32 protein-coding genes are annotated in these 24,094 nt (G+C 36.8%); 15 read left to right on the top strand and 17 right to left on the bottom strand.

Translation table 11 applies throughout. From position 1 onward, the window contains the following. Positions 1-40 precede the first annotated feature (40 nt). The 6 genes from ABC228_RS10820 to ABC228_RS10795 form a co-directional block, all read right to left on the bottom strand. Positions 41-427, bottom strand: a complete 387-nt coding sequence (locus ABC228_RS10820; protein ID WP_345825148.1) for a spore germination protein GerPE — start codon at positions 425-427, stop codon at positions 41-43. Between the two features lie 68 nt (positions 428-495). Next, complete coding sequence (locus ABC228_RS10815) at positions 496-672, bottom strand: spore gernimation protein GerPD (RefSeq protein ID WP_345825147.1); 177 nt, start codon at positions 670-672, stop codon at positions 496-498. Continuing rightward, positions 669-1,262, bottom strand: coding sequence for a spore germination protein GerPC (gene gerPC / locus ABC228_RS10810; protein ID WP_345825146.1), 594 nt, complete (start codon positions 1,260-1,262; stop codon positions 669-671). The genes ABC228_RS10815 and gerPC overlap by 4 nt, the downstream gene beginning before the upstream one ends. A 61-nt stretch (positions 1,263-1,323) precedes the next feature. Beyond that, the gene (locus tag ABC228_RS10805) at positions 1,324-1,536 is read right to left on the bottom strand and encodes a spore germination protein GerPB (protein WP_345825145.1); all 213 of its coding nucleotides are present in this window, start codon (positions 1,534-1,536) and stop codon (positions 1,324-1,326) included. 5 nt (positions 1,537-1,541) lie between these two features. Then, positions 1,542-1,757, bottom strand: coding sequence for a spore germination protein (locus tag ABC228_RS10800; protein WP_345825144.1), 216 nt, complete (start codon positions 1,755-1,757; stop codon positions 1,542-1,544). A gap of 323 nt (positions 1,758-2,080) precedes the next feature. Beyond that, positions 2,081-3,277, bottom strand: a complete 1,197-nt coding sequence (locus ABC228_RS10795) for an ornithine--oxo-acid transaminase (RefSeq protein ID WP_345825143.1) — start codon at positions 3,275-3,277, stop codon at positions 2,081-2,083. 233 nt (positions 3,278-3,510) lie between these two features. On the opposite strand from ABC228_RS10795, the gene ABC228_RS10790 reads away from it, so the two are divergent. The 4 genes from ABC228_RS10790 to ABC228_RS10775 all read left to right on the top strand — a co-directional run bounded on the left by ABC228_RS10790 (position 3,511) and on the right by ABC228_RS10775 (position 6,654). Then, on the top strand, positions 3,511-3,885 hold the full coding sequence (locus tag ABC228_RS10790; protein ID WP_345825142.1) for a YisL family protein: 375 nt from the start codon (positions 3,511-3,513) through the stop codon (positions 3,883-3,885). A 144-nt stretch (positions 3,886-4,029) separates the two neighbouring features. Next, complete coding sequence (locus ABC228_RS10785) at positions 4,030-5,526, top strand: alpha-amylase family glycosyl hydrolase (RefSeq protein ID WP_345825141.1); 1,497 nt, start codon at positions 4,030-4,032, stop codon at positions 5,524-5,526. Between the two features lie 220 nt (positions 5,527-5,746). Then, positions 5,747-6,172 (top strand): DUF1801 domain-containing protein, encoded by a 426-nt coding sequence (locus ABC228_RS10780; protein WP_345825139.1) that lies wholly within the window; start codon positions 5,747-5,749, stop codon positions 6,170-6,172. Positions 6,173-6,252: 80 nt separating this feature from the next. Beyond that, positions 6,253-6,654 carry a DUF4440 domain-containing protein gene (locus ABC228_RS10775; protein ID WP_345825138.1) on the top strand — a complete coding sequence of 134 codons (402 nt, stop codon included), beginning with the start codon at positions 6,253-6,255 and terminating at the stop codon, positions 6,652-6,654. On the opposite strand, the gene ABC228_RS10770 is transcribed toward ABC228_RS10775, so the two are convergent. Next, positions 6,651-7,556, bottom strand: a complete 906-nt coding sequence (locus ABC228_RS10770; RefSeq protein WP_345825137.1) for a carbohydrate kinase family protein — start codon at positions 7,554-7,556, stop codon at positions 6,651-6,653. The genes ABC228_RS10775 and ABC228_RS10770 overlap by 4 nt on opposite strands. A gap of 145 nt (positions 7,557-7,701) precedes the next feature. Here ABC228_RS10770 and ABC228_RS10765 point away from each other — a divergent pair, with 145 nt between their 5' ends. The 3 genes from ABC228_RS10765 to ABC228_RS10755 are packed head-to-tail and all read left to right on the top strand — an operon-like array spanning position 7,702 to position 9,132. Next, entirely contained in the window at positions 7,702-8,223 is a 522-nt protein-coding gene (locus ABC228_RS10765) for a GNAT family N-acetyltransferase (protein WP_345825136.1), read from the top strand. Positions 8,224-8,254: 31 nt separating this feature from the next. Continuing rightward, positions 8,255-8,695 (top strand): NUDIX domain-containing protein, encoded by a 441-nt coding sequence (locus ABC228_RS10760; protein ID WP_345825519.1) that lies wholly within the window; start codon positions 8,255-8,257, stop codon positions 8,693-8,695. A gap of 32 nt (positions 8,696-8,727) precedes the next feature. Continuing rightward, positions 8,728-9,132, top strand: coding sequence for an NUDIX hydrolase (locus ABC228_RS10755; protein ID WP_345825135.1), 405 nt, complete (start codon positions 8,728-8,730; stop codon positions 9,130-9,132). Between the two features lie 20 nt (positions 9,133-9,152). Here the strand turns inward: ABC228_RS10755 and ABC228_RS10750 are convergent, their stop codons facing one another. The 4 genes from ABC228_RS10750 to ABC228_RS10735 form a co-directional block, all read right to left on the bottom strand. Next, positions 9,153-10,019 (bottom strand): SDR family oxidoreductase, encoded by an 867-nt coding sequence (locus tag ABC228_RS10750; RefSeq protein WP_345825134.1) that lies wholly within the window; start codon positions 10,017-10,019, stop codon positions 9,153-9,155. Between the two features lie 110 nt (positions 10,020-10,129). Then, positions 10,130-10,315 carry a YppF family protein gene (yppF, locus tag ABC228_RS10745; RefSeq protein ID WP_345825133.1) on the bottom strand — a complete coding sequence of 62 codons (186 nt, stop codon included), beginning with the start codon at positions 10,313-10,315 and terminating at the stop codon, positions 10,130-10,132. A gap of 200 nt (positions 10,316-10,515) precedes the next feature. After that, positions 10,516-12,768 (bottom strand): beta-propeller domain-containing protein, encoded by a 2,253-nt coding sequence (locus tag ABC228_RS10740; protein ID WP_345825132.1) that lies wholly within the window; start codon positions 12,766-12,768, stop codon positions 10,516-10,518. Positions 12,769-12,912: 144 nt separating this feature from the next. Next, entirely contained in the window at positions 12,913-13,773 is an 861-nt protein-coding gene (locus tag ABC228_RS10735) for a DegV family protein (RefSeq protein WP_345825131.1), read from the bottom strand. Positions 13,774-13,871: 98 nt separating this feature from the next. Between ABC228_RS10735 and ABC228_RS10730 the strand changes: the two genes are divergently transcribed. Next, entirely contained in the window at positions 13,872-14,714 is an 843-nt protein-coding gene (locus tag ABC228_RS10730; protein WP_345825130.1) for a YitT family protein, read from the top strand. A gap of 138 nt (positions 14,715-14,852) precedes the next feature. On the opposite strand, the gene ABC228_RS10725 is transcribed toward ABC228_RS10730, so the two are convergent. From ABC228_RS10725 to ABC228_RS10710, 4 genes are all read right to left on the bottom strand, one after another. After that, positions 14,853-15,116, bottom strand: a complete 264-nt coding sequence (locus ABC228_RS10725) for a NifU N-terminal domain-containing protein (RefSeq protein WP_345825129.1) — start codon at positions 15,114-15,116, stop codon at positions 14,853-14,855. 232 nt (positions 15,117-15,348) lie between these two features. After that, a complete protein-coding gene (locus ABC228_RS10720) occupies positions 15,349-15,537 on the bottom strand; it encodes a DUF3813 family protein (RefSeq protein ID WP_345825128.1) in 189 nt (62 codons plus the stop codon). After that, positions 15,538-15,687 carry a hypothetical protein gene (locus ABC228_RS10715; RefSeq protein WP_345825127.1) on the bottom strand — a complete coding sequence of 50 codons (150 nt, stop codon included), beginning with the start codon at positions 15,685-15,687 and terminating at the stop codon, positions 15,538-15,540. A 101-nt stretch (positions 15,688-15,788) separates the two neighbouring features. After that, entirely contained in the window at positions 15,789-16,622 is an 834-nt protein-coding gene (locus ABC228_RS10710; protein WP_345825126.1) for a Cof-type HAD-IIB family hydrolase, read from the bottom strand. 172 nt (positions 16,623-16,794) lie between these two features. Between ABC228_RS10710 and ABC228_RS10705 the strand changes: the two genes are divergently transcribed. Then, a complete protein-coding gene (locus ABC228_RS10705) occupies positions 16,795-17,553 on the top strand; it encodes a prolyl oligopeptidase family serine peptidase (protein WP_345825125.1) in 759 nt (252 codons plus the stop codon). Between the two features lie 59 nt (positions 17,554-17,612). Then, positions 17,613-17,924 (top strand): metal-sulfur cluster assembly factor, encoded by a 312-nt coding sequence (locus ABC228_RS10700; protein WP_345825124.1) that lies wholly within the window; start codon positions 17,613-17,615, stop codon positions 17,922-17,924. Positions 17,925-18,165: 241 nt separating this feature from the next. Here the strand turns inward: ABC228_RS10700 and ABC228_RS10695 are convergent, their stop codons facing one another. After that, positions 18,166-18,960, bottom strand: a complete 795-nt coding sequence (locus ABC228_RS10695; RefSeq protein ID WP_345825518.1) for an undecaprenyl-diphosphate phosphatase — start codon at positions 18,958-18,960, stop codon at positions 18,166-18,168. A 126-nt stretch (positions 18,961-19,086) separates the two neighbouring features. Here ABC228_RS10695 and ABC228_RS10690 point away from each other — a divergent pair, with 126 nt between their 5' ends. Further along, a complete protein-coding gene (locus tag ABC228_RS10690) occupies positions 19,087-19,440 on the top strand; it encodes a hypothetical protein (RefSeq protein ID WP_345825123.1) in 354 nt (117 codons plus the stop codon). 103 nt (positions 19,441-19,543) lie between these two features. On the opposite strand, the gene ABC228_RS10685 is transcribed toward ABC228_RS10690, so the two are convergent. Then, on the bottom strand, positions 19,544-19,723 hold the full coding sequence (locus ABC228_RS10685) for a DUF2929 family protein (RefSeq protein ID WP_345825122.1): 180 nt from the start codon (positions 19,721-19,723) through the stop codon (positions 19,544-19,546). 126 nt (positions 19,724-19,849) lie between these two features. Here ABC228_RS10685 and ABC228_RS10680 point away from each other — a divergent pair, with 126 nt between their 5' ends. The 4 genes from ABC228_RS10680 to fabF all read left to right on the top strand — a co-directional run bounded on the left by ABC228_RS10680 (position 19,850) and on the right by fabF (position 23,819). Next, entirely contained in the window at positions 19,850-20,464 is a 615-nt protein-coding gene (locus tag ABC228_RS10680) for a hypothetical protein (protein WP_345825121.1), read from the top strand. A 34-nt stretch (positions 20,465-20,498) separates the two neighbouring features. Next, the gene (locus ABC228_RS10675) at positions 20,499-21,461 is read left to right on the top strand and encodes a BMP family ABC transporter substrate-binding protein (RefSeq protein ID WP_345825120.1); all 963 of its coding nucleotides are present in this window, start codon (positions 20,499-20,501) and stop codon (positions 21,459-21,461) included. A 123-nt stretch (positions 21,462-21,584) separates the two neighbouring features. After that, positions 21,585-22,523 carry a beta-ketoacyl-ACP synthase III gene (locus tag ABC228_RS10670; RefSeq protein WP_345825119.1) on the top strand — a complete coding sequence of 313 codons (939 nt, stop codon included), beginning with the start codon at positions 21,585-21,587 and terminating at the stop codon, positions 22,521-22,523. Between the two features lie 60 nt (positions 22,524-22,583). Further along, complete coding sequence (gene fabF / locus ABC228_RS10665) at positions 22,584-23,819, top strand: beta-ketoacyl-ACP synthase II (RefSeq protein WP_345825118.1); 1,236 nt, start codon at positions 22,584-22,586, stop codon at positions 23,817-23,819. Positions 23,820-24,094: the final 275 nt, after the last annotated feature.

Here is a 24,094-nt window from a genome sequence, read left to right as displayed (position 1 = left end):
TACTTTACGATATGAAGATGACTAAAGAACTGTGTATATTCTATTCAAAGTTATCTTCTTCATTCCGTAAAATACGAATATGTTTTATTCTTGCCTCGGCGTCTATGTGTTGAATTCCTCCAACTTGAGCGATGGAGGATTGACTCACCCCTGTGATGGATACGTGACCAACGTGAATATGATCATTATGGTGAAAACTCCTCTCATGAACCGGAATGTTGCTCTCTAACCATTTTGGTTTCATCCGAAATATCGGAAAATCTTGAAATTCCTTCTCGTCATCACTGGTAAAAATACTGCCTTCTTTTTGGACAGCAATTGCCCTTGATCTTGGCGTATAATAAACAGCATCTCCTATATTTATCATAGAGCTAAAGGCAATAGATGTTATACCAATTCTTGAAACATTGACTAGTCGTTTTTGCACTGAACCACCTCACGCTAAAACTATCTTGTTATTATAATAGAAACGATTCATCATTCACTCACCAAAAGTTATTCTGGTGATAATGGAACAATTGTACCAATTACATACGATTCAGGTGGCGTATCATAAAATGAAGAAAGCTTAATCGTTTCGTTATCACCAATTAAAAAAGCAGATGAGGAGGCGATTGCTTCAATTCGTACGTCTCCCACACATAACCCCCAATTATGCACTTCTAAATTCATGATGATTCTCCTTTTGAATGCTGACCTTGCATGTATTTTTCAATGGAATGATATATTTCTTTTTTAACTTGATCGGTAATATAGCTTTCTAATTGATTCCGATTTGAAATTTGATGCTTTTGCTTCGCTTCTTTTTCATAGAATTCAATACGACTAGGAATTTGATTTTTAATATCGTTAATCATAGCTACTTCAAAATCTTTTTCAATAGGTTTTTCATATTTAGTTGATAGGGTTCGTATCATTTCAGGTCCTTGATTTTGTATATAGCTATTTAAGTTAGGAATGAGCTCTTGCTCTACTGCATGAAACTGTTTATCTTGCATATGCTTTTTTGGTTTAGGGATATCTAAATCATCAATGTTTGCTAATTCGGAAGGTGATAAACCGATGTGTAACGTTCCATCTAACCGTTCAATTTTAAGCTGATCAAAATGGTACTCAATCGTTTCAACTGAATGTGTATTTTTCTCGTTGATTAATGCTTCAAGATGATTAATCTTTGCCTCTAGTTCTTGAATCTGTTGATTTTGTTTGTAGATAGTTTGCTGAAAATCGTACAAATATTGATTCCACTCATACATATTCATCAAATCGCACTCCTTTACTAGGCGAATACCTATAATAATGTATGCGAATGTTAAAAATATGTTATTGAACAGGCTGTGTTAGTGGAATCAATGGTAATGTACTTGACCCAGCAGGTGTTGCCTCTTCTGCGAGCTCGGTAAATCCTCCAGTATTATAGATGTCAGACTGAGCTAATATGCATCCAGTACTACCAATTTGTAATACAGAGGAGTTTGTAATTGCTCCCACACGTAATAGATTGATATGAATCGACTGGTGAACCGTAATATTCATGCTTCTCACTCCGATCTTGACTGGTCAACGATGTCCTTGTCATAGACATACGTATTCGATTGATTAAGGTTGATTCGTATACCATCACCAGTATTAAATGATCCCCCACCAGCAAAGGTTTTCGCAGAACTTACTGGACTCATGGAATATACGTCACCAATGTTAAAAATACTAGATGACGAAACATTATTAACTTTTACAGCTCCTACTTTTGCTGGCATATGAATCCTCCTCATCATCAGTTTATGTAACGGTTTAAAATTGTTGAAAGTTATAGGGCGGGGGGTAGTATTGTTAGTTGACTAAATAAATTGGGTGCCGCTAATATATGGAGGAGATTCGCTGATAAAATAGTCTGAACGCTGAAATGTGGAGGTGATCCGCTGATATAAATGAAAAAACGCTGATAAATGGAGGAGAACCGCTGATAAAATTGGGTGCCGCTGATAAACAATTAACTCGTCGAATTACCAACCAACCATCCAATCAATCCCGCGCAGGTTTTTTTCCGAATAAAAAAGGTGCCACTCGGCACCTTTTTCGTTTAACCTTTTAATACTTCTTTTATATGTCCTAATGCCCAGTCTAAATCCTTTTTGTCAATGATTAGTGGTGGAGCGAAGCGAATTACATTTTCATGTGTTTCTTTACATAGTAATCCTCTTTCTTTCAATGCTTCACAATAGGAACGAGCAGGTTCGTTTAATTCAACACCTACAAATAATCCTTTACCACGAACTTCTTTAATGACTGGATTATCAATTTTTCTTAGTTCTTCCATCATGTAGTTCCCTAGCTCTAAAGAGCGTTCCGCTAATTTTTCCTCTTCCAGTACTTCAAGAGAAGCTAGTGATACGGCACATGCCAGTGGGTTACCACCAAATGTTGAACCATGTGATCCTGGGTTAAAAACACCAAGAATATCTTTATTGGCAACTACACAGGAGATAGGCATCACGCCGCCACCAAGTGCCTTACCTAAGATTAGCATGTCAGGCTCTACTTCTTCCCAGTCACAAGCAAACATTTTACCTGTACGTGCTAGACCTGCTTGAATTTCGTCCGCTATGTATAGCACATTATTATCTTTACATACCTCATATGCTTCTTTTAGGAATCCTTCTGGTGGAATTACAATACCAGCTTCACCTTGAATTGGTTCAAATAGGAAACCAGCAGTATTCTCAGTTATCGCTGCCTTTAATGCATCAATATCGCCATAAGGAATTAATTTGATGCCTGGAAGCATTGGACCAAATCCACGTTTATATTCTTCTTCAGATGATAGGGAAACAGCAAGCATTGTGCGACCGTGGAAGTTTCCTACACAAGCAATAATTTCTGCTTTATCTTCAGCAACGCCTTTTACATCATATGCCCAACGACGTGCGGCCTTGACCGCAGTTTCAACAGCCTCTGCACCAGTATTCATTGGAAGGGCCATATCTTTATTTGTTAGCTGACATATTTTTTCGTACCATGGGCCAAGTTGGTCATTGTGAAATGCACGAGATGTTAAGGTTACTCTTCCTGCTTGTTTAACCAAAGCATCAATAATTTTTGGATGACGGTGTCCTTGGTTCACTGCGGAATATGCGCTTAACATATCCATGTAACGATTTCCTTCAGGATCTTCAATCCAAACACCCTCAGCTTTTGCTACAACAACTGGCAGTGGGTGGTAGTTTTTCGCGCCATAAGATTCAGTTTGGTTAATAATCGATTCACTTAATTTTGCCATAAAATCCCTCCTATAATAGCAATGTAACACAACTTCGCAAATTATCAAATAGATAGCATATGTATAAATATACATTTTTTCTTATTATAATAGATTTTGTGCGGAAAGAGAATAAAAATGAAATTTATTGTCAAAAATTTTTCATATGTATTTAAATGCGAACATGTTATGATAGGTTAGAAATGTTATAGGCTTGTATGAAAAAGAAAAGAGTATGAATTAGGAGGAGTTAGATGAATACACATCTACATATTACAGCATGGGCACTTGCTTTCATATTGTTTATTGTTGCAGTGATATTACATAAGCAAGGTAGTGAAAAAGCTTCAAAAATTGTGCAAATGATTCTTCGTTTAGACTATCTATTAATTTTGTATTCTGGTGGAGACCTTATCGCTACATTCTTCAAGGGAGATAATCCGTATTTGGTCGAAGCGATTATTAAAGGCCTGGCTGGTGTTTGGGTAATCGCAGCAATGGAAATGACATTAGGAAAAATTAAAGATAATGACTCGGCAAAAGCTGGGTGGATTCAGCTTGTAGTAGCATTTTTAATTACCATTGCTTTAGGCTTCTTCCGTTTACCAAATGGTGTTTGGTTCGGTTAAGGTACTATGAAAAAAAGCTATTCCGTTATTATTGGAATAGCTTTTTTTGTGGCGTATTTTTAACAATTTGGTAGATATCGTTGACTATTTGTATGAAAGGTTAATAATAGTACAAGAATGATTAAAAAAGCTGGAGGAAGATGAATGAAGAAAATTGCAATACTATTGTTAATAGCGATTTTATTAATTGTATATACATACCCAGTTGTAAGCTTTGCAGCGGAAAAATCAATACAAAAAGAAATAATCTATGAGGTGATGGTTGATCGTTTTAATAATGGGGATCAAGCATTTAGTGATGAGGTTCGAATTGATGATCCTTATGCATACCACGGTGGGGATTTAGAAGGAATAAAGTTAAAGCTAGATGATTTAAAGGATTTAGGATATACAACAATATCACTTTCTCCAATAATGGAAAATGCTCCTGATGGCTATCACGGTTACTGGATTGAGGACTTTTATTCCGTGGAGGAAGAATTTGGAACGATGGAAGACTTGCATGAGTTGGTGGAAGAAGCTCATAAACGTGATATGAAGGTTATGCTTGAGCTTGTGACAAATTATGTAGCTGAGAGTCATCCAATTGTTGGTGATCCTGAAAAAGAGGACTGGTTGATAGATAAGGCTGATGCGAATGTAGTGAATGCCGAGTGGTTTGAGAATGTTGCTGTATTAAATCAGGAAAACCCAGATGTTCAAAACATGCTATTGGATATAGCAAAATATTGGATGAACGAAGGAAATGTTGACGGATTTATTTTACATGCGGCTGATAAAGCGTCTGTTGGCTTTATGGGTACCATGACAGCAGAGTTAAAGAAAGAGAACTCTGATTTTTATATTGTAGCTGATGTAGTAAATAATGCTTCTGAAGAGCTTGTTGATATTTCAACGATAGATGCTGTAGAGAATCAAGAGCTTTCAAAGGCAATGGCTGATGTATTCATCAACGTCAATAATCCTGTTGAAGATATTTATCAAGCATGGAAATCAAATGAGAATAAAGAAGGGCTCATTTATTTAGATAATAGAACAGTGGAACGATTCACGCAAAGAGCAGCGGAGAATGGAAGAAATGCTGTAACAACCTGGCAACTCGCATTAACTTATATGTTGACAAGTCCTGGGGTCGTCTCTATTTTTCAAGGGTCTGATATCCCAATGTATGGGTCTGGTATTGAAGAAGCACAACGATTAGTTGATTTTAACAGCGGTGAAGAAGAATTGGAGGAAGTATACTCGAAGGTACTTGCTCTCCGTACAGAATTTCCAGTCTTACAATATGGTGATTTTGAACTCGTTGGATCTGATGAAGGTATGAGTGTGTTTAAGCGCTCTTATCAAGACGAAACCATGTATATTGCCATTAATAATGACAGTGTTTCAAGAGCAGTTTCCATAACTGACCTAGACTCAAATGTGCAGTTACGAGGTCTATTAGGTGATAATCTAGTTCGTCAATTGGAAAATGGTGACTATAAAATAGGATTAGCAAGAGAAACAGCTGATGTGTTTGTTATTGAAGAAGATACAGGGATAAATTGGGGATTTATTGCACCAATTGTAGTTGTTTTCCTATTGTTTATAGCAGGCGTTATATACTTGAGTAGAAAACAGAAAAAAAGAGAAGGTAAGTAATGGAAAGCAGCATTAGGAAACTAATGCTGCTTTTTGCTTGTTGTAACTGTTTTAAATATTAGCTAAAATTAAATGAGAATAGTTAAAATTCTTTGAAAGAAAAATAACAATCAGTGAAGGCAAGGATAATCATTAATATTCATTAAAGCCTTACATGCATTCTCCTGTTGGATAATCTATTAAAAGGCTATACTATTACAAAAAGAAAGGGAGCGATAGGATGTACGAGCTAAAGACGAAAGAAAATGATAATAGTGTACTAGAATTCATTGAAGCTGTAGATTCTCCAAAGAAGAAAGAAGATGCATATAAACTTCTAGATATTTTTACAGAGACAACGGGATATCCTGCCAAGATGTGGGGACCTAGCATTATTGGTTTTGGATCTTACCATTATAAATACGCGTCTGGTCACGAAGGTGATGCTCCACTAGTGGGATTTTCACCTCGTAAAGCAAAAATTAGTCTCTATTTTGCAACAGGTGACACGGAGCGCGAAAAACTATTAAATGATTTCGGAAAGCATACAACTGGAAAAGCATGTGTCTACATTAATAAAATAGCTGATATCGATGTTGATGTATTAAGGGCATTAATTCAACAATCCATAAAATTTTTACAAGAAACCTATCCAGATAAAGCGTAATCATGCATAACGAATGGCTAGCGGTTTGGATAACCATTTTAGATGCCAGATAATTTATTCGATGAATTAGGAGGTACATGATGGGAAGCCAATATGATGTGGTAAAAGATATAAAAGTATATTGCCAGGAAGAATGTGGTAATGCTCCAAGAAAAGAGATACTCAGACAATTCAATATTGCTTTAGTAACCGCTGATATAGAGTTGCTGAATGATTTTCTTTCGGATGAAGTGATATGGAACCAAATCGGAACAAAGAAAACCAAAGGGAAGAAAATTGTTATGGAACAATTTCAGCAACTCCTAAAAAACAGCGTTATTGCGTTACATATAGAAAATATAATTACACATGGAAGTAGCGCTTCTGTTAATGGATACTTAGAGTTTGGTGACCAAACAAAACAGGATTTTTGTGACGTTTATCGTTTTGTCAGTGCAGGCAAACATGCCAAAATGAAAGAAATAACATCCTATCGAATTTAAGTGAAAGCTGAAAGGGAACCTTGCTTCGTACAGGTGATAGCACCAAGTTTATTAGCGAATTCAGTGTATTCCCGTAGCTTCTGGATATTAGTCGGCAGTCCCTTTTTATCAATACAATGTAGTATACCAGCCATAAATGCATCGCCCGCTCCTGTAGTATCAACGACATCCACATGGGAAACGGCAACTTCGATACGGATCTGATTATGAATGGCGATAGCACCATTTTCCCCTTTAGTAATCCAAATAAATGGAATATGGTAATGGGTAAGCTTCTGTAATGCTGCTTCAATAGTTGAGGACTGCATTAAGAATAATAATTCTTCATCGGATAACTTCAAAACATCGATAGCTGGAAGGATATCCTTGATTGTCTCTCTACAAATTTGTTCGCTTTCCCATCGCTTCATTCGAATATTGGCATCAAAAGCTACAAGTGTATTGGAGTTCTTCGCTAATTCAATTGCAGCTTTTGTAGTCTGTCGAGAAATCGGATTGAAAAGGGTACCAGATCCAACGTATAGTATAGCAGCATGATGAAAAAAATGAGCATCCAACTCATCCTCTTGCAACTGTTCATCAGGCGTCTGGTCAATATAGGTATGGAAGTAACGGTCACCTTGTTCATTACGATGAATATAGACCCTACATATTTGTTTGTTCGGACTAGTTTTACTATACGATACATCCACTCCTTCATTTTTTAGAGCATTCACAACAAAATCACTTGTTTCATCCGTTCCTTTCTTACATAGATAAGAAGCCGGACTTCCTAATCTACGCACACCTACCGCTACGTTGATTGTCGTTCCTCCTAGATAGCGATTAAATCGATCATTATTCTGGTCTATCGCAATATAATCAATAAATGCTTCTCCATATGAGATAATTCCCTTCTTCATTCGATGACGTCCCTTTCTATACAATCTATTTGCATTCTGTTGAAAGTTAAAGGATTTTTGTGCTTTTAATCGAAATATAATTATAAGCATAAGGTAGCTGAAAATTTGTGTAAAGAATTTTACAGGTAATGGGGGGAAGAGTACCATGCGCATAAGAGAAGGAAAATTTTCCGATGCGAAAGCAATAGCAAGGGTGCATGTTGATTGTTGGAGAACTACCTATAGTGGAATCATTAAAGATGAATATTTAAATAGGCTTTCCTACGAACAACGAACAGAGCTTTGGGAACGCAATATTAGTAGAGATGACAATCATGTATTTGTAGCTGAAAATCCTGAAGGTAAAATTATAGGGTTTGTAGACGGTGGGAGAGAACGAAGTGGCAATTACCCCGGCTATGATGGAGATATTACCTCCATCTATATTTTAAGCGAGTATCAAGGTCAAGGTGTTGGTAAGCAATTATTGCAGGTTCTTTTTCAAAGATTCATCAGTCTGCAAATGAATACAGCATTAGTTTGGGTGTTAGCCGATAATTCTTCTAAAACCTTTTATGAAAATATGGGTGCAAGGCTAATTGTTGATAATAAATCAATTACAATTGGAGGAGATGATTTAGTTCTTCTTGCATATGGTTGGGATGACATACAGTTAATTGCAGAATAGAGATAGTAAAGGAGAAATCAGAGTGGTTTTCATGAAGAATAATGGCTGGAAATTTCGTGATTTCATTAAAGTTGAAGAATCAAGCATGAATACATATTATCCATTAGCAGGTTCGTTTGCTGTCATTCGATGCAGTGGGAAATTTCTTCTATGTTATAATATCTGGCGCAAACAGTGGGAAATACCTGCAGGGAGTCGTGAGGGGAATGAGACTCCAATGGATTGTGCCAAACGAGAGCTGTTTGAGGAGACAGGGCAACTTGTAGCAGAACTGACTTTTAAAGGCTTATTAAAGTCTGAACATATTGAAACAGCCAGCGTAAAGTATAACCCTGTATATACCTCAACCATAGATCGGTTGATGCCCTTTCAAGAGAATACTGAAACCTCTCAGATTATACTATGGGATTTACAAGAGGAGATTGGCTATATCGATGAAGTAGATTATCGAATCATTTCTTGTATCGATTGACATGAAAGTAAGGATTAGAGTGGAGGAGAGAGATGAAAGAATGGTACGGTTCAGCAGCAATTTGTATTAATGACCAACATGAGGTTTTAATGGTAAAGGCAAACGACACAGAAGGCTGGGCAGTTCCATCGGGTGGGATGGAAAATGGTGAGACCCCTGAGGAATGCTGTATTCGTGAGGTGAAGGAAGAAACTGGCTATTCAGTAGAGATAATCAATGAGCGCTTTGTCAAAGAAACTGAAATAGAAGGGATTTTCGTTAGAACGTCATACTTTCTCGTTCGGAAAATAGGTGAAAGTCTCGGTATACAAGATCCTGATAACACAATCATTGAGGTTGGTTGGAAGTCATTTGATGACGTGGCTTCAATGATACATGCGTACCCTGAGGATCAAGATGTACTATTAGAATTGTTAAAGACAGATGCCAGTTGTTGACATAGCATCCTGTCATAAAGTTAGCCATTTACAATGGTTCCACCATTTATGTGGATCACCTCTCCTGAGACGTAGCTCGAGTCTTCACTTGCTAAATACACATATGCTGGTCCGAGTTCTTTAGGCTGGCCCATACGTTTCATTGGAGTATTAGATCCAAAGGTATCGACCTTTTTTGCATTAAAGGTAGAAGGGATAAGTGGGGTCCAAATCGGACCTGGAGCAACAGCATTCACACGAATCCCTTTGCCAATTAATGATTCCGATAGGGACCTTGTAAATGTAGTTATTGCACCTTTGGTAGAGCTATAATCAATTAAATCCTTATTTCCTTGATATGCTGTAATGGAGGAAGTATTAATAATGGTACTTCCTTTTTTCATATGAGGTAATGCAGCTTGCGTCATATAAAACATCCCAAATACATTCGTCTTAAAGGTACGCTCCAATTGATTTTGGGAGATATTCATAAAATCACTTTGTGGATGCTGCTCTGCTGCATTATTAATCACGATATCAATTTGGTTAAATTGATCCATTACTTGCTTAACTGCCTGATTACAAAATGCAGGATCTGCAATATCCCCCGCTATTAGAAGGCATTTCTGCCCAGCACTTTCAACTAATTGCTTCGTTTCATGGGCATCTTTATCCTCGTTGAGATATATAATTGCGACATTCGCACCTTCTTGAGCATAATGCACACTTATCGAACGCCCAATACCACTGTCTCCCCCTGTTATAATAGCAACTTTACCGTCTAGTTTTTGACTTCCTTTATAGTCTTTTCGGATATACTCTGGCTCTGGATGCATGTTGGATTCAATTCCCGGTTGCTGATCTTGCTCCTGTGGTGGTGGAGTTTTTGGGTCTTTATTTGCTGTCACGTGATTAGCCTCCTATGTAAGAATATGTTATCCATTTTACCCATTTTCAGCGAAACCATGAGAAAATTTTATGCAAAAGAAAAAGCCCTAGCTTAGGACTTCGGTTTCAATTATACATATTCGTGTGCTGAAGTAGCACCCTGTTGATGTAAGAAATTATATATGTCTCGATAGGATTTAATATCAATGTCACCAGCAATATACTTCTTTTGAAAGTAGTCTAATAAATCATTTAGTGTTTTAGGGGATTCTTGTCGTTCCGTTTCATAGACAGAAATTAATTCGTTTATTAGCATATCTATCCTCCTTCTGAACATATACCAAGTACGACTGTATAAAAAATATATGTGAGAATTTAATAAAACATGCTAAAAATGTGAAAAGGCTAAAGAATGGCAGAAAAAGGTTAAAGTTCCGTGCCAAAATCTAAAGTCCTAATAACAAGCCAACTCACATGCAAAAAAGGAGAATACATCATTTGTATTCTCCCTTCTAATTAATAGTTGATGTGAAGCTCGGGTAAGTCAACGGATTTCACAACTTGTTGGCTGGAAATATCATATACTTTCATTTGATTCCATGAGAATGTGTACAGTGTATCATCAACGGATACCATTCTCTTTATCTCCGATGTCCATTCTGGATATTCATCAAACTCAGCTTGATGCGTAACTGTATCATACAGTTGTATCCCATCTTCAGCAGTTATTTTGTAGAGGATTGCCCCTTCAAAAATAGGATTGTACTCCTCATAGGAAATATCTCCTTTATTAATGAGCTTAGTTTCGGATAAAACTGCCGGGAAGCCAAATAGGTTTTCTGTCGGGTGTTGATATAAAGCCTTGTGATTATGCAAGATTTCAGAGTATGAACCCCCTTGCCCAATAACTTCACTGTATTTTTCTGTTGGGTTTGTTGGATCACTGACGTCAAAAACAGAAATTTTTACTCCGGCTGTTTGGACCCTTGGTTCATTCATACCTTCTTCTTCGATTAGTTTGGTATGTTGTCCAAATCCTATGACATGATTTTCATCTAATGGGTGCAAGTAATTACTAAATCCTGGTATTTTTAATTCTCCTAATACGGTAGGATTTGCAGGGTCTTTAAGGTCGATTACAAATAACGGGTCAACCTGTTTGAATGTTACCATATACGCTACATCTTTCATAAAACGAACACTATAAATTCGTTCTCCTTCAGCAAGTCCTTCAACAGAACCAAGCGGTTGTAGGTTCTGATCAAAGGTGTACAGATTATTGGTAGAAGCTTGCTCATCATCCTCCCAGTTCTCCTTGGTTGTAGCAACTCGAAAGGTGTTGTCGCGTTCGTCCATTGCAAATTGATTGATTAGTGTACCGTTTACTACTGTAGAAGCATTATATGTTAATGAACCATTATCAATTTGAAACTGGGTAATTTCAGTATCGACATTTTCTGGTCGCCAAATCATAATCTCTGCCTTATCACTTGATGTTGATTTAGAAGACTCCGTATCCGTGTATTTATTTACTGCTACATAAAGATTTTCTTGAGACATATAGATTTGTTCAGAGGCGCCAAGGTATGTCTCTATATTGGCCTCCTTTTCCATATCCTCCAAATCAATAGATGCCAAAATTAAAAACTGCTCCTCATCACTCTCTGGGAAGAAGTACATATCGTTAAAATCTACTGGCTTACTGGCTTCGCTAATTGCTGTATCCTTAATAAATGGACGTACTTCTACATCTTCTTGTTCTAGGATATGAAAGGGAGGATGTTCATTGGCTATTAGATAAAGATAACCATCTAATATTCTGGAAGTATTGTAATAGCCTTCATGACTTACTTCACGTATTTGTTTTGGTTCTTCTGGGTTTTGAACATCGTAAATATAGACTGTTGTTTGACTAGAATACATTGGTTCATAGATGCCAATTTCACTGTCAACCGTTTCTCCAGGCTCTTTATCGGATTCTTTAACTTTCCGCAATGGCTCAGATTTATTTCCTATCGTTATTAATAGCTTATCGTGCAAATATATTTCATTTGGATAGTAATTTTCTAGCTTAATTTGGCTGAGTACTTCACTATTTTCTTCATCTGTTGAGGTAATAATTATATCACCGTCTCGAACAAAGAAAATTGATTCTCCGTTTGTTTTTATGATATCGGCCTCATCGACCCCATCCACTTGGACATTTGTATTAGAAGAGCCATCACCGGATGAGCTTTCATCAGCTACTGCCGTATCCGCAGATTCCTTAGCCTCAGCGCTACCAGTATCACTTTCAAATGTTACAAATTCATTTTTTTGCTGCGCTTCCATCCGCTCTTCAAGTAAGGTGATAAGCTGCTTTTGATCCTTAATACTTGGCAGTTCCCCGACAGCTGTGAAGTTATGAGAGAACTTCTTTGATAAATTTCTACCTGATGCAGTTTCCACATTATTTGAAATAACTATTTGATATGTCTCATCAATGCTGTAGCCTCTTTCAGGTGCCCGCAGTGTTAAGATGGTGTTTGCTTCATTCCATTCTAATGTTACAGCAATCGGTTCTCCACTTTTGTTTTGTACAAGGACGTTTTCTTCCGTGAACGTATCTGGATTCATCGGTTCGGAGAAATGTACCGTCCAATCTTTATAAGTTGGTACAAAACTGGAGGCAGAAGGAATTTCTGCTGTAATCCGATTTGTAAACAGGAATATCATGAGAATAACAATGCTAATAACCCCAATACTAATTAACCCAATTTTCTTTTTCATTTTTTTCACCCCTTAAATCAGAAAAACATTTCATTTTCGAATAAGACGTACCCATTGAATGATTTGTTTCAAAAAAAAAGCATGGCTTTCAAAAAAACGAAAAAAACTGACTCAGGTCATTGAGTCAGTTTTATTATCTGGTTATTATTCAAAAGATTTATTTAAGAAAAATAGTGCAAGTGTACCAGGTCCAGAATGGGCACCGATTGCGGAGCCGACAAATTCAATAATAACATCTTTAACGCCAAATTTCTCTTTAATCATTTCTGCTAGCTTTTCTGCGCGTTCTAAATCGTCACCATGGCTAATACCGATGGTTTGATTTTCGAAGTTTAAGCCACGTTCTTCCATAATTTCAAGCATGCGACCAAGAAGCTTCTTCGTTCCACGCATTTTTTCAAGTGGAATTAATTTTCCATCCTCTACGTGAAGTATTGGCTTAATATTAAGCAAGGTACCAACAAAAGCGGCTGCTTTACTTACTCGTCCGCCACGTTGCAGATATTCTAAATCATCTACGGTAAAAATATGCTCCATATGAAGTGCTCGTTTTTTCGCATCCTCCATGATTTCTTCCTTTGATTTACCTTCATTAGCTAGTTTAGCAGCATTCAGAACAACTAGGCCATAGCCAATTGATGCGCATTTCGTATCGATTACATGGATATCAGCATCCGGATACTCTTCCTTTACTTCTTGCTCCATCATTTTAGCTGTTTGATATGTACCGGAAAGCTCGGATGAGAAAGCTAAATAAACCAAAGTTTGTTTAGACTCCGCATAAGAGGTAAAAATAGTTTTAAATGTCTGTGGTGATACCTGGGAGGTTTTGGGAGATTTGCCTTCCCGCATTGCATCAAAAACATTTTTTGGTGTAATGGCTACTCCGTCCTCATAATCCTTGTCATCTAAGTGGACGGTCAAGGATACCATCTCCATGTCATATTCAGTAAAGTAGCTTTGTGTCAGGTCACTAGCTGAATCAGCCATAATTTTCACACTCATCGAATCACCTTCAATTCTAATAAATAAATGATTTTATGTTTAGTTTATAGTTATAATGGGATATAGTCAAAATAATTGATATAAAAAAGGAGCTTGCTATGTTTTTAGTAGAAGCAAAAAGAATCGCTGTTGTCATCATCGGATCCTTGTTTAATGCCATATCATTAAACTTCTTCTTAATTAGTGCGAATGTGTATGCGAGTGGATTTACTGGAGCGGCACAGTTAATTTCGAGTGTTTTCAATGACTTTGTCGGAATCGGTATTTCTACGGGGATTCTACTATTACTATTAAATATTCCAGTCTTCATATTGGGTTGGTTTAAAGTAGGAAAAGGTTTTACAATTTATAGCATTGTCTCGGTCATTTTTACCTCGTTATTTTTAGAAGTAATACCGCTGGTTCAGTTATCGGAAGATATTATTTTAAATGCAGTATTTGGTGGACTAGTAGCAGGTATCGGTGTCGGATTTACACTGAAAATTGGTGCATCTACTGGTGGTATGGATATTGTTGCAATGGTTCTCTCACGAATAAATGATAAACCAATTGGCATTTATTTTCTATCCTTGAATGCGGTCATTATTGCATTTGCAGGTATTTTATATGAACCAGAAAATGCACTTTATACATTACTTACGCTATATGTCACTACACGAGTAATTGACGCAATTCATACAAGACATGAAAAACTCACGGCCATGATAGTGACAAGAAAGGCAAAGGAATTACAACAAGCCATCCACAAAAACATGGTACGTGGTATAACCATCCTACCTGCAGTTGGTGCGTATACCAATGAAAATAAGAATATGCTCTATTTAGTCATTACACGCTATGAACTATATGATTTAGAGAGAATTATAAAAGAAGTGGATCCAGATGCATTTGCGAATATCGTTGAAACGGCAGGTATATATGGCTTCTTTCGCAAGGAATAGTGGAAGAGGAGTTAATTTATGCTGCCAAAGCAATGTTATGTTTAACAGGATTTTTAGAAAAGGACATAAATAATCCTTTTATGACAACAGTAAATTGAAAAAAACTTGCAGAAACTATCCTGCAAGTTTTTTTATGTATTAATATCCGTGCTTTTCAAACACTTCTTTGACACTTGGGGTTACATCGTCCCATTCTGCATCAAAGCTTTTGTTTACTGTGATAAAGTTTTGGTAGCCAAATACATTATCTACGCCTTCAAGTTTCATTAAATCATTCATAATTTCATGTTCACTTGTATCACCGGGCATAACCGAAATACTATTTGTACCTTCAAAGATTAGCTTGTCTGTTGTAAATTTAATCGCATTTGGGTTTGGTGTCGCTTCAGCTCTAACTCCCATCGGATTACCTCCCTAATATTGCATCTTTTAAATCTATATTAGCAGAAAAATGTGTAAGAAAAAAGCGAAATAGAAAAGGGTGCTCCAATTCTCCTTGGAACACCCTTGGAAAGCCTGCTTATTCAGTAATCCCGTTTCATCCGGAGAATGAATTGGCTATTACCATCACAAGCATTATCGTACTTTTTTGGGGATATACGAAATGGATAGAAAAAGTCAATGCTAACGGAGGCTAGCTAAGTTTGTGTTGCTCAAGCTGCTGTTGTAGCTGCTGTAATTGTTGCTTCTCTTCTGGAGTAGCATCGGTTAAAGCAGCTTGTATTGCATTATGAGCAGCTTGTTGATCTTGTTCAGAGGCCCCGTTCATATTTGTTAAACGAGACATAGCATCTTTAGCTTGCTGAAAAAGGTTGTTCTGCATTTAAAACCCTCCTACCGTATGGTTATCTGCTTCTTCCTGTTTTCGCTCTTTATCAGTAAAGTTAGAGCGATAAGGGAATTTTTCATCATGCTTTCTTACAGCATCAGCACTTTGTTGACTAAATCTTTTGGATTTGCTCCCTTTGCCCAAGACGATTCCTCCCAACAAAAAAGTGAACGCTTATATACGTTCACTTATAGTATGGAATACTGGTTTAATTTTATTGTAGGAAAAATTCGGTAGGCTTGCTTTTACTTAACATTTGAAGGCTCTAATTTTAAGTAATCTTCTAGAAAGACACTAATACCATTTGCTTCATTCGTATCGGTAATATGTTTCGCCAAGTTTTTTAATGGGTCAATTGCATTTCCCATAGCAACACCAACACCTGCGTATTCAATCATTTCGAAGTCATTATCCTCATCTCCGAACGCAATAATTCGTTCTTGAGGAATTTGATAGTAATGGGCAATTTTTTGTAGCCCCACTGCTTTATTAATTCCTTTTTTCACGATTTCAATGATATTCCAAGGAGCACCCCATTTACGGTGTTCAATAACTTCTGCATGAAAATCATCGAGGTGATCACGTAGTGAAGCGATATGATCTTCTTTTGGATGAATTAGTAATGATGTAGGATCTTCTGTTAGCTTACTCTTTAAACTTCCGATGGTAAAAGGAGAATCATTTTCAGTTTGATGGAAGATATCAATTATATTCTGATCGAATTTATCAAGAAATACATTATCCTTAACCTCGGCCAGAACATTATGTACATCTAAGTTATAGCAGGTTTCTACGATGCTAAGTGCGGTTCTTTTTGGCATTGGATTATGAAGTGCATCCCATTTTGAATCTTCTGGATGGTGAATCAAAGCACCGTTGAAGTTAACCATAGGTGTTTTCAGACCTAGTTCTTTATAGTATTGAATACTAGCACGATGTGGTCGACCTGTTGCAATGACAACGATATGTCCTTCATCCATTGCCCGGAATAAAATTTGTTTATTTTTTTCGCTGATTACTTTCTGATCGGATAGCAACGTCCCATCCAAATCTAATGCGATTAAATGTTGTTTTGTCATTTGTTTCACCTCGTATGTCATTAGTTTATTCGTGTTTTCTGAATATGTAAAGGATTAAATGTACAGGATTAATGTAAAACTTCAGAATAATCTCGGTTAAATTAGTTTCACTATTTCCAAAAAAATACTATTATAGAACTAGAAAATGAATATGGCTGAGAGGATTATGTAGATGATTGGAGTACACAAGCAAGAAGTAGGGGGAGTACCAAGCTTAGTGGTGGTGGATTCTAATAGAGACAAGGACGCACTACCAACTGTCGTTTATTTTCATGGAATTACCAGTGCGAAGGAGCATAATTTACCACTAGCATTTTTATTAGCGGAAAAAGGATATCGGGTTATTTTGCCGGATAGTGAGTTTCATGGTGAACGTACCACAAATCAAATCGCTGATGTGCGAATTTATTTATTTAATATCGTATTACAAAACATAAAGGAATTGAATGATATTAAGTCATTCTTAGATCATCAAGGGTTGATATTAGATGGAAGAATAGGTGTTGCTGGTACGAGTATGGGTGGTATTACAACTGCGTCTGCATTGTCACATTATAGCTGGATAAAGGCTGCTGCTGTTTTAATGGGGTCACCCAAAATAACAACCTTTGCGAAAGAACTGGTTGCAGGGTATAAAAAGATGGGGGCTCTTCCATTAACTGATGAAGAAATAAATCAATTATATGATAAGTTGATTACATATGATTTATCTTTGCAGACAGAAAAACTAAATGAGCGACCATTGTTATTCTGGCATGGCGATCGTGATTCGGTAGTCCCATTTGACCATTCCTTTAGTTTTTATCAGCACGTTACGAAATTGTATCAACAAAAGGATAATATTAAGTTTTTACGAGAGAAAAACCGCGATCACAAGGTAAGTCGTTTTGCTATTTTGGAAACTGTAAAATGGTTTGAAAAACATCTTTAGTTTAAAAAAAGTGGAAATTATGTTTAAATGATAGGTATAAGAAAGAAGGAGGGAAAACCATGGATGAAGCATTAAAAGAAAATCTCATGGGAGCTCTTGAAAATGTAATTGATCCAGAGCTAGGGATTGATATCGTTAACCTTGGATTAATATATGATGTTGATTTAGATGATGACGGAGTTTGTGTTGTTACGATGACATTAACAGCAATGGGCTGTCCATTATCTGCTCATATTGAAGCCGATATCCAACGTGCACTATATGATCTTCCTGAAGTGAAAGAAACGAGAGTAAATATTGTTTGGGATCCACCTTGGGGCAAAGAAAGAATGTCACGATATGCAAAAATTGCTCTAGGCATTCCAGATTGATCGGATAGAAGAAGCTTGATTCGTAAATACGAGTCGGCTTTTTTTTATGAAGTAAAAAGCAAACATCGATTAGCCGAATTATTTGCCATTTCGCCGAAATAGACGAAGAAGTGCTGAATTCTCTGTTCCTTTCGCCGAATATCCTACTGTACGCCGAATTAACCATCTTCGAAACCGATAAAATGGTATAGATCCATTTAAAAAAGAACTGGATTAAATCCAGTTCTCTGCAATGTTATTCTTATAAGAAGACTACTACTAGAATCCCAACGATAAAGCAGTAGAATGCAAAGTACTTCAGATTGCCTCTAGCCATAATGTTCATGAACCATTTTAAGGCGAAGTAAGAAGCAATAATGGAAGAAATAAATGCTAGAATATATGGAATCATTAATGTATCAAAATTCTTATCATGAACAATATCATCAACGGAAAGTATTCCGACTCCCAAGCTCACAGGTATGTATAATAGGAACGAAAAGCGTAATGCTGTTTCCTGCTTCATGCCAAGCAGCATGGAAGCAACAATAGTAGCACCTGATCGACTTATACCCGGAACTAAGGCAATGGATTGAGCAAATCCAACAATAACAGCATCCTTGAATGTAATTTGTTTATCACTTTTATTACCTCGAAGATTACGAATTACCCAAAGTGCAACACCTGTAATCAGCAATGTTATGCCGACAACAAAGGATGTACTCAAATCACCGATTTTATCCTCTAATAAAACACCGATTAAACCTGCAGGGATGGTTGCTACAATTAACATTAGAATAAAATGAAAATCCTCTTTTGCAGTCGGATCTTTTGTAAAGATAAAGCGTACACCATTTTTAACTAACCGAAGGATATCTTTCCGATAGATAAGCAACACAGCGATTAGCGAACCAAAGTTCACGAGACTCTCAAAGGAAAGTCCATCAGCCTCTACCCCAAGAATGTCTCTTGCAAGTACTAAATGTCCACTTGAGGAAATAGGAATTGGCTCTGTAAATCCTTGTAACAAGCCTAAAAAAGTATATTTAAGTAACATCAGAAATTCTTCATTTAAGAAATCCACGGATTTTTCCCCCTATATAAATTGTTTGTTACATCTGGATTATTCTGTCACCACCGTATAGGCAAATGAATAGGCTAATTTGTGAGGAGGTCGATATGAATGGCTCATAAACATAAACATATGTATGACCAATGCAAAAGCCATATGCATTCCTACGTACTAGTCCAATTAGAAGATGGCACGAACTTTGATGGTATCATCACAGGCTTAGATGAAGACTATGTCTATTTTGCAGTACCTATTGATGGAGAAGAAGGTCAGCAAATGCCGAATACAATGGACCAACGCCAGTTTGGTGGCTGGTATGGTGGATACCCAGGTTATGGCTATGGTTATCCAGGATACGGATATGGCTATCCAGGCTATGGATTTTATGGCCCACGTAGAAGATTTAGACGATTAGTCTTACCGTTGGCAGCTCTTACAGCTCTAAGTGTATTACCATGGTATTAAACTATTGATTTACCATTGACAGAATGGAAGAAGACAAAGAAAACCCTTGCCAATAAAATTTAGGCAAGGGTTTTGTGTTCAAGCTTCAACAAATGAAGAAAAATTATTGCTCTTTTTTCTCTCGCAGTAAGCCATCACCTAAAATGAATACAATGATTGAAAAGATTGCGGCAACAACAAACGTGCCAACAAGATCAAGTGTTTCTCCAGCCATACTTGAAAGAACATAAGAAAGAACAAAACTAATTAATACTGCCCAGCCAATCGTAGCGACAAAGCGCATATGTAACACCTCATTTTTCCTAAGTTCATTATCTTTAAACGATTATTAATTCCCTATATAGTTTACCAAAACAACTCATAAAATAAAAGTATTTCTTCATAGGTTACATAAAAGGAGGAGTAAGTGATGGAAGTACTCGTATACAATTGTTTTAACTGGATTGGATTTCACTATGTTAATTTTTTGCTTCATAAAGGGATGGTAGTCAAGGGAGTCGACAAAGTAGACTCCGATAAAAAAGAAAACTTCTATATGTTTGTGGGAAGAAATAGTTCATTTGAATTAATCGATTCCTTGAATAACAATGAATGTAACCTTGCAATTGTTATTGGAGAACATTTTCCAACAGATAAACAAGATTTCAATCGAGTAGTTAAGATTTGCAATGAACCTCAAGGAGATGATAATAATAACAGTTGTGTTATGGTTAATGCTCCTTTGCTTTTTGGCGAGTGGATGGATATGTCAGAAGAAGGCATCCTATGGAAGAACAGAATGATTTCTTTTTCCTCTCAAGAATTTCTTGTTAATGCAGTCTATATTGAAGATTTTATAAAAGCCACTTATCCGTTATTAGATGGAACCCTAACATCTGAACAAATTATGGTATATTCGAAGAAAAAAACGCAAGGTGAAGCACAAAAACTTGAAAATTCTATTTCGATTCGTGACAATATACCTATAGAGCAAAATGTGAGGAAAGTCTTGGAGCATTATCAGCGTTATAAGGATTTGTATTAAGTAAAGTCTAAGGTTTGAATGGAGTGCTTTAAGCTTGAGAAAAAAAATTAGTATTATTTTTTTATCTGTTTTAGGAATCATATTTATTAGTGGCTGTTTAGAAGCTGAGGAGCAAGGCAATCTTTATAAGGCTGGTATGATTGTTGAGGGAACAATTGATTCTCAGCCTTGGAATGAAAAAGGGTATAATGGGTTATTAGAAATTGAAGAAGCGTTCGATGTAGAAGTTGAAGTGGTAGAGAATGTCCAAACAGAAGTAGAAATCTCTAAGGCAGTTAGTGATTTAGTTTCTAGCGGAACAAATTTAATCTTTGGTCATAGTAGCACATTCGGAGAGCACTTCTATCGAATAGCTACTAATTATCCAGATGTTCATTTCGTTTATTTTAATGGGAACTATTATAGTGACAATTTGACAAGTATGACCTTTAATTCCCATGCGATGGGCTTTTTTGCAGGGATGCTAGCAAGTGAAATTTCGACTAATAATCAGGTTGGAATCATTGCTGCATATCAATGGCAACCAGAAATTGAGGGATATTATGAGGGGGTAAAATACCAAAATCCTGGTACAAACGTTCAGATGGAATTTATATATGATTGGAATGATACTAATATAGCGATCCAAGCATATGAACGGATGAAAGCGAATGGCGTAGACGTATTTTATCCTGCAGGGGATGCCTTTAGTGAAGAAGTAATTAAAAAAGCAAGTGAAGATAATTTATATGCCTTAGGATTTGTGTCTGACCAACTAAAAGTTGAACCTAATACGGTATTAACTAGTACTGTACAGCATGTAGAGCAATTGTATATGCTAGCAGCAAAGCAGTTTAATAAGGGTGAACTAGAGGGTGAAGTATTATCCTTTGATTTTAAAGACGACTATATCACCATGGGTGAATATAGCTCAGAGGTTCCAGATTATTTTCGAGAAGTATTAAATAAAGCCATTGAAAAATATAAAGAAACGGGCTTGCTACCGAATCAATACTAACTCCAAAATCGTGATATATCCCTGATTAGGAAGTTGTATCTTGCAAGTCTTTCTTTTTTGCTTTAAAATTAGTACCAAGTCATAATATTTGATAATAACTCTAGAGTGTAAGGGGATGTAAATATGGGTGTTGGCGTATTAGGTGTAGGTCATTACGCTCCAGCAAAGATTGTCACCAATCAAGATTTAGAAAAAACAGTTGATACAAGTGATGAGTGGATTCGAACACGAACTGGAATAGAAGAAAGAAGAATAGCAGAAGATGATATGGATACTTCTGACATGGCTTACCATGCATCGTTAAGTGCATTAGAAGATGCAAATGTGAAGCCGGAAGATATTGATTTAATCTTAGTTGCTACGGTTACACCAGATACACCATTTCCATCTGTATCCTGCATAATTCAAGAGAAGTTAGGTGCATGGAATGCTGCTGCAATGGATGTAAGTGCAGCGTGTGCAGGATTTATGTATGGCATGGTAACAGCAAAGCAATTTATTGAATCAAAGGTTTATAAGCATGTACTTGTAGTCGGCGCAGAAAAACTTTCTAAAATAACGGACTGGTCCGATCGTAATACTTGTGTATTATTTGGAGATGGTGCAGGTGCAGCTATAATGGGTGAAGTATCAGAATCAAAAGGAATTCTATCGTTTGAGCTTGGAGCAAATGGTTCTGGTGGAGCTCATCTATACCAGAAAAAAGACGGTTTTCTATCCATGAACGGGCGTGAGGTTTTCAAGTTTGCGGTTAGACAAATGCCAGATTCATCTGTCAATGTAATTGAAAAGATTGGATTAGGTAAAGAGGATGTGGATTACTTAATTCCTCACCAAGCTAATATTAGAATTATGGAAGCTGCAAGAGAAAGACTAGGTATATCTGAAGAAAGAATGGCAACAACCATTAAGAAATATGGTAATAACTCTTCAGCTTCTATACCTATGGCTTTATCAGAAAGTGTTAAAGATGGTAAAATTAAGGAAAATGATTTAATCGTTTTAGTAGGTTTTGGTGCAGGCTTAACATGGGGAGCTATCGCGTTACGTTGGGGTCGATAAGCCTAACATGTCAACTGTAATAATCACGCATTTATTTTAATTATAGGAGGAGTACCAATCATGACGGAAAGAAGAGTAGTTGTGACAGGTCTTGGAGCAGTTACCCCCATTGGAAATGATGTACTCACAATGTGGGGGAATCTTCTAGCTGGAAATTCGGGGATTGATTATGTAACACGCGTAAATAAAGATGAATTTCCTGCCAAGGTCGCAGCTGAGGTAAAGGATTTCGATCCAACCTTATATGTAGATAAGAAGGATGCAAGAAAGATGGATGCTTTTACACAATTTGCTGTAGCAGCATCAAAAATGGCGTTAAAGGATGCCAACTTAGAAATAACAGAGGATATTGCACACCGTGTTGGTGTTTGGATTGGATCTGGAATTGGTGGAATGCAAACCTATGAAGATCAATTCAGAAAGTTTATCGAAAAAGGACATAAACGAGTAAGCCCATTTTTTGTACCAATGATGATTCCAGATATGGCGGCTGGTCAAGTTTCCATTCAAACGGGTGCAAAAGGAATTAACTCCTGTTCAGTAACAGCCTGTGCTTCAGGGGCAAACTCTATTGGTGATGCTTATAAGGCTGTACAACGTGGAGATGTTGATTACATCATTGCTGGTGGAGCAGAAGCACCAATCACAAATATGTCATTTGCTGGATTCTCATCTGCAAAAGCATTATCGTTTAACGAAGATCCAAAGACAGCTAGTCGTCCATTTGATAAGAACCGTGATGGTTTTGTAATGGGAGAGGGAGCCGGGATTCTGATTCTTGAAACCTTAGAAAGTGCAGTAGCTCGTGGTGCAAATATCTATGCGGAAATCGTAGGCTACGGTGCAACTGGAGATGCTTATCATATTACTGCTCCAGCAGAGCATGGTGAAGGTGCAGCAAGAGCCATGCAGCATGCATTACGTGATGCTGGATTAAAACCAGAAGATGTCGATTATATTAATGCGCATGGAACAAGCACTGATTTAAATGATAAATTTGAAACGGAAGCAATTAAAACTATTTTTGGTGATCATGCGTATAAGCTGGCGGTGTCATCAACAAAGTCGATGACTGGACACTTACTAGGTGCAGCTGGTGGTGTAGAGGCGGTTATCTCTGTTAAATCAATTGTAGATAGTGTACTACCACCAACTACAAACTATGAAACACCAGACCCAGATTGTGATTTAGATTACGTACCAAATAAAGCAAGAAAACAAGATGTTAATGTCGTATTAAGTAATTCATTAGGATTTGGCGGGCATAATGTATCTCTTATTTTTAAAAAATATTAGTAAAATGATTAAGGCTGACGAGGGTGTCAGCCTTTTTTTATGTGTTGATCTGGTTAATTGCTAATTTTATAGGAGAAGCGCAGAGAAGTTTAGATTATTCGCTGTAACTTTTACGATACGCTGATAAAATTAGCTTAATCGCTGATATCTGATAAAATCCGCTGATTTATTAGCAGGTTCCGCTGATATCCTCAAAGAACCGCTGATAAATTTATATATTCGCTGATATCCAATGCACGACAAACCCATCGCTGTACATCACCCTCTTCTAATTT

The sequence above is a fragment of the Ornithinibacillus xuwenensis genome (genome assembly GCF_039614845.1).
In the GTDB taxonomy this organism is placed as follows: Bacteria; Bacillota; Bacilli; order Bacillales; family Amphibacillaceae; genus Ornithinibacillus; species Ornithinibacillus xuwenensis.
The sequence above is the reverse complement of the archived record's forward strand: the minus strand, read 5'-3'. Positions and strand labels throughout refer to the sequence as shown.

What these genes read in the sequence shown, in the direction of transcription:
- ABC228_RS10735 (WP_345825131.1), bottom strand. Translation starts at nt 13,773, where the DNA reads ATGAGTGTGAAAATTATGGCTGATTCAGCTAGTGACCTGACACAAAGC.
- ABC228_RS10790 (WP_345825142.1), top strand. Translation starts at nt 3,511, where the DNA reads ATGAATACACATCTACATATTACAGCATGGGCACTTGCTTTCATATTG.
- ABC228_RS10705 (WP_345825125.1), top strand. Translation starts at nt 16,795, where the DNA reads ATGATTGGAGTACACAAGCAAGAAGTAGGGGGAGTACCAAGCTTAGTG.
- ABC228_RS10730 (WP_345825130.1), top strand. Translation starts at nt 13,872, where the DNA reads ATGTTTTTAGTAGAAGCAAAAAGAATCGCTGTTGTCATCATCGGATCC.
- ABC228_RS10775 (WP_345825138.1), top strand. Translation starts at nt 6,253, where the DNA reads ATGGGAAGCCAATATGATGTGGTAAAAGATATAAAAGTATATTGCCAG.
- yppF (WP_345825133.1), bottom strand. Translation starts at nt 10,315, where the DNA reads ATGCTAATAAACGAATTAATTTCTGTCTATGAAACGGAACGACAAGAA.
- ABC228_RS10760 (WP_345825519.1), top strand. Translation starts at nt 8,255, where the DNA reads ATGAAGAATAATGGCTGGAAATTTCGTGATTTCATTAAAGTTGAAGAA.
- ABC228_RS10685 (WP_345825122.1), bottom strand. Translation starts at nt 19,723, where the DNA reads ATGCGCTTTGTCGCTACGATTGGCTGGGCAGTATTAATTAGTTTTGTT.
- ABC228_RS10765 (WP_345825136.1), top strand. Translation starts at nt 7,702, where the DNA reads ATGCGCATAAGAGAAGGAAAATTTTCCGATGCGAAAGCAATAGCAAGG.
- ABC228_RS10725 (WP_345825129.1), bottom strand. Translation starts at nt 15,116, where the DNA reads ATGGGAGTTAGAGCTGAAGCGACACCAAACCCAAATGCGATTAAATTT.
- ABC228_RS10800 (WP_345825144.1), bottom strand. Translation starts at nt 1,757, where the DNA reads ATGCCAGCAAAAGTAGGAGCTGTAAAAGTTAATAATGTTTCGTCATCT.
- ABC228_RS10805 (WP_345825145.1), bottom strand. Translation starts at nt 1,536, where the DNA reads ATGAATATTACGGTTCACCAGTCGATTCATATCAATCTATTACGTGTG.
- ABC228_RS10700 (WP_345825124.1), top strand. Translation starts at nt 17,613, where the DNA reads ATGGATGAAGCATTAAAAGAAAATCTCATGGGAGCTCTTGAAAATGTA.
- ABC228_RS10670 (WP_345825119.1), top strand. Translation starts at nt 21,585, where the DNA reads ATGGGTGTTGGCGTATTAGGTGTAGGTCATTACGCTCCAGCAAAGATT.
- ABC228_RS10690 (WP_345825123.1), top strand. Translation starts at nt 19,087, where the DNA reads ATGGCTCATAAACATAAACATATGTATGACCAATGCAAAAGCCATATG.
- gerPC (WP_345825146.1), bottom strand. Translation starts at nt 1,262, where the DNA reads ATGAATATGTATGAGTGGAATCAATATTTGTACGATTTTCAGCAAACT.
- ABC228_RS10770 (WP_345825137.1), bottom strand. Translation starts at nt 7,556, where the DNA reads ATGAAGAAGGGAATTATCTCATATGGAGAAGCATTTATTGATTATATT.
- ABC228_RS10780 (WP_345825139.1), top strand. Translation starts at nt 5,747, where the DNA reads ATGTACGAGCTAAAGACGAAAGAAAATGATAATAGTGTACTAGAATTC.
- ABC228_RS10710 (WP_345825126.1), bottom strand. Translation starts at nt 16,622, where the DNA reads ATGACAAAACAACATTTAATCGCATTAGATTTGGATGGGACGTTGCTA.
- ABC228_RS10695 (WP_345825518.1), bottom strand. Translation starts at nt 18,960, where the DNA reads ATGTTACTTAAATATACTTTTTTAGGCTTGTTACAAGGATTTACAGAG.
- ABC228_RS10755 (WP_345825135.1), top strand. Translation starts at nt 8,728, where the DNA reads ATGAAAGAATGGTACGGTTCAGCAGCAATTTGTATTAATGACCAACAT.
- ABC228_RS10720 (WP_345825128.1), bottom strand. Translation starts at nt 15,537, where the DNA reads ATGCAGAACAACCTTTTTCAGCAAGCTAAAGATGCTATGTCTCGTTTA.
- ABC228_RS10740 (WP_345825132.1), bottom strand. Translation starts at nt 12,768, where the DNA reads ATGAAAAAGAAAATTGGGTTAATTAGTATTGGGGTTATTAGCATTGTT.
- ABC228_RS10815 (WP_345825147.1), bottom strand. Translation starts at nt 672, where the DNA reads ATGAATTTAGAAGTGCATAATTGGGGGTTATGTGTGGGAGACGTACGA.
- ABC228_RS10680 (WP_345825121.1), top strand. Translation starts at nt 19,850, where the DNA reads ATGGAAGTACTCGTATACAATTGTTTTAACTGGATTGGATTTCACTAT.
- ABC228_RS10795 (WP_345825143.1), bottom strand. Translation starts at nt 3,277, where the DNA reads ATGGCAAAATTAAGTGAATCGATTATTAACCAAACTGAATCTTATGGC.
- ABC228_RS10785 (WP_345825141.1), top strand. Translation starts at nt 4,030, where the DNA reads ATGAAGAAAATTGCAATACTATTGTTAATAGCGATTTTATTAATTGTA.
- fabF (WP_345825118.1), top strand. Translation starts at nt 22,584, where the DNA reads ATGACGGAAAGAAGAGTAGTTGTGACAGGTCTTGGAGCAGTTACCCCC.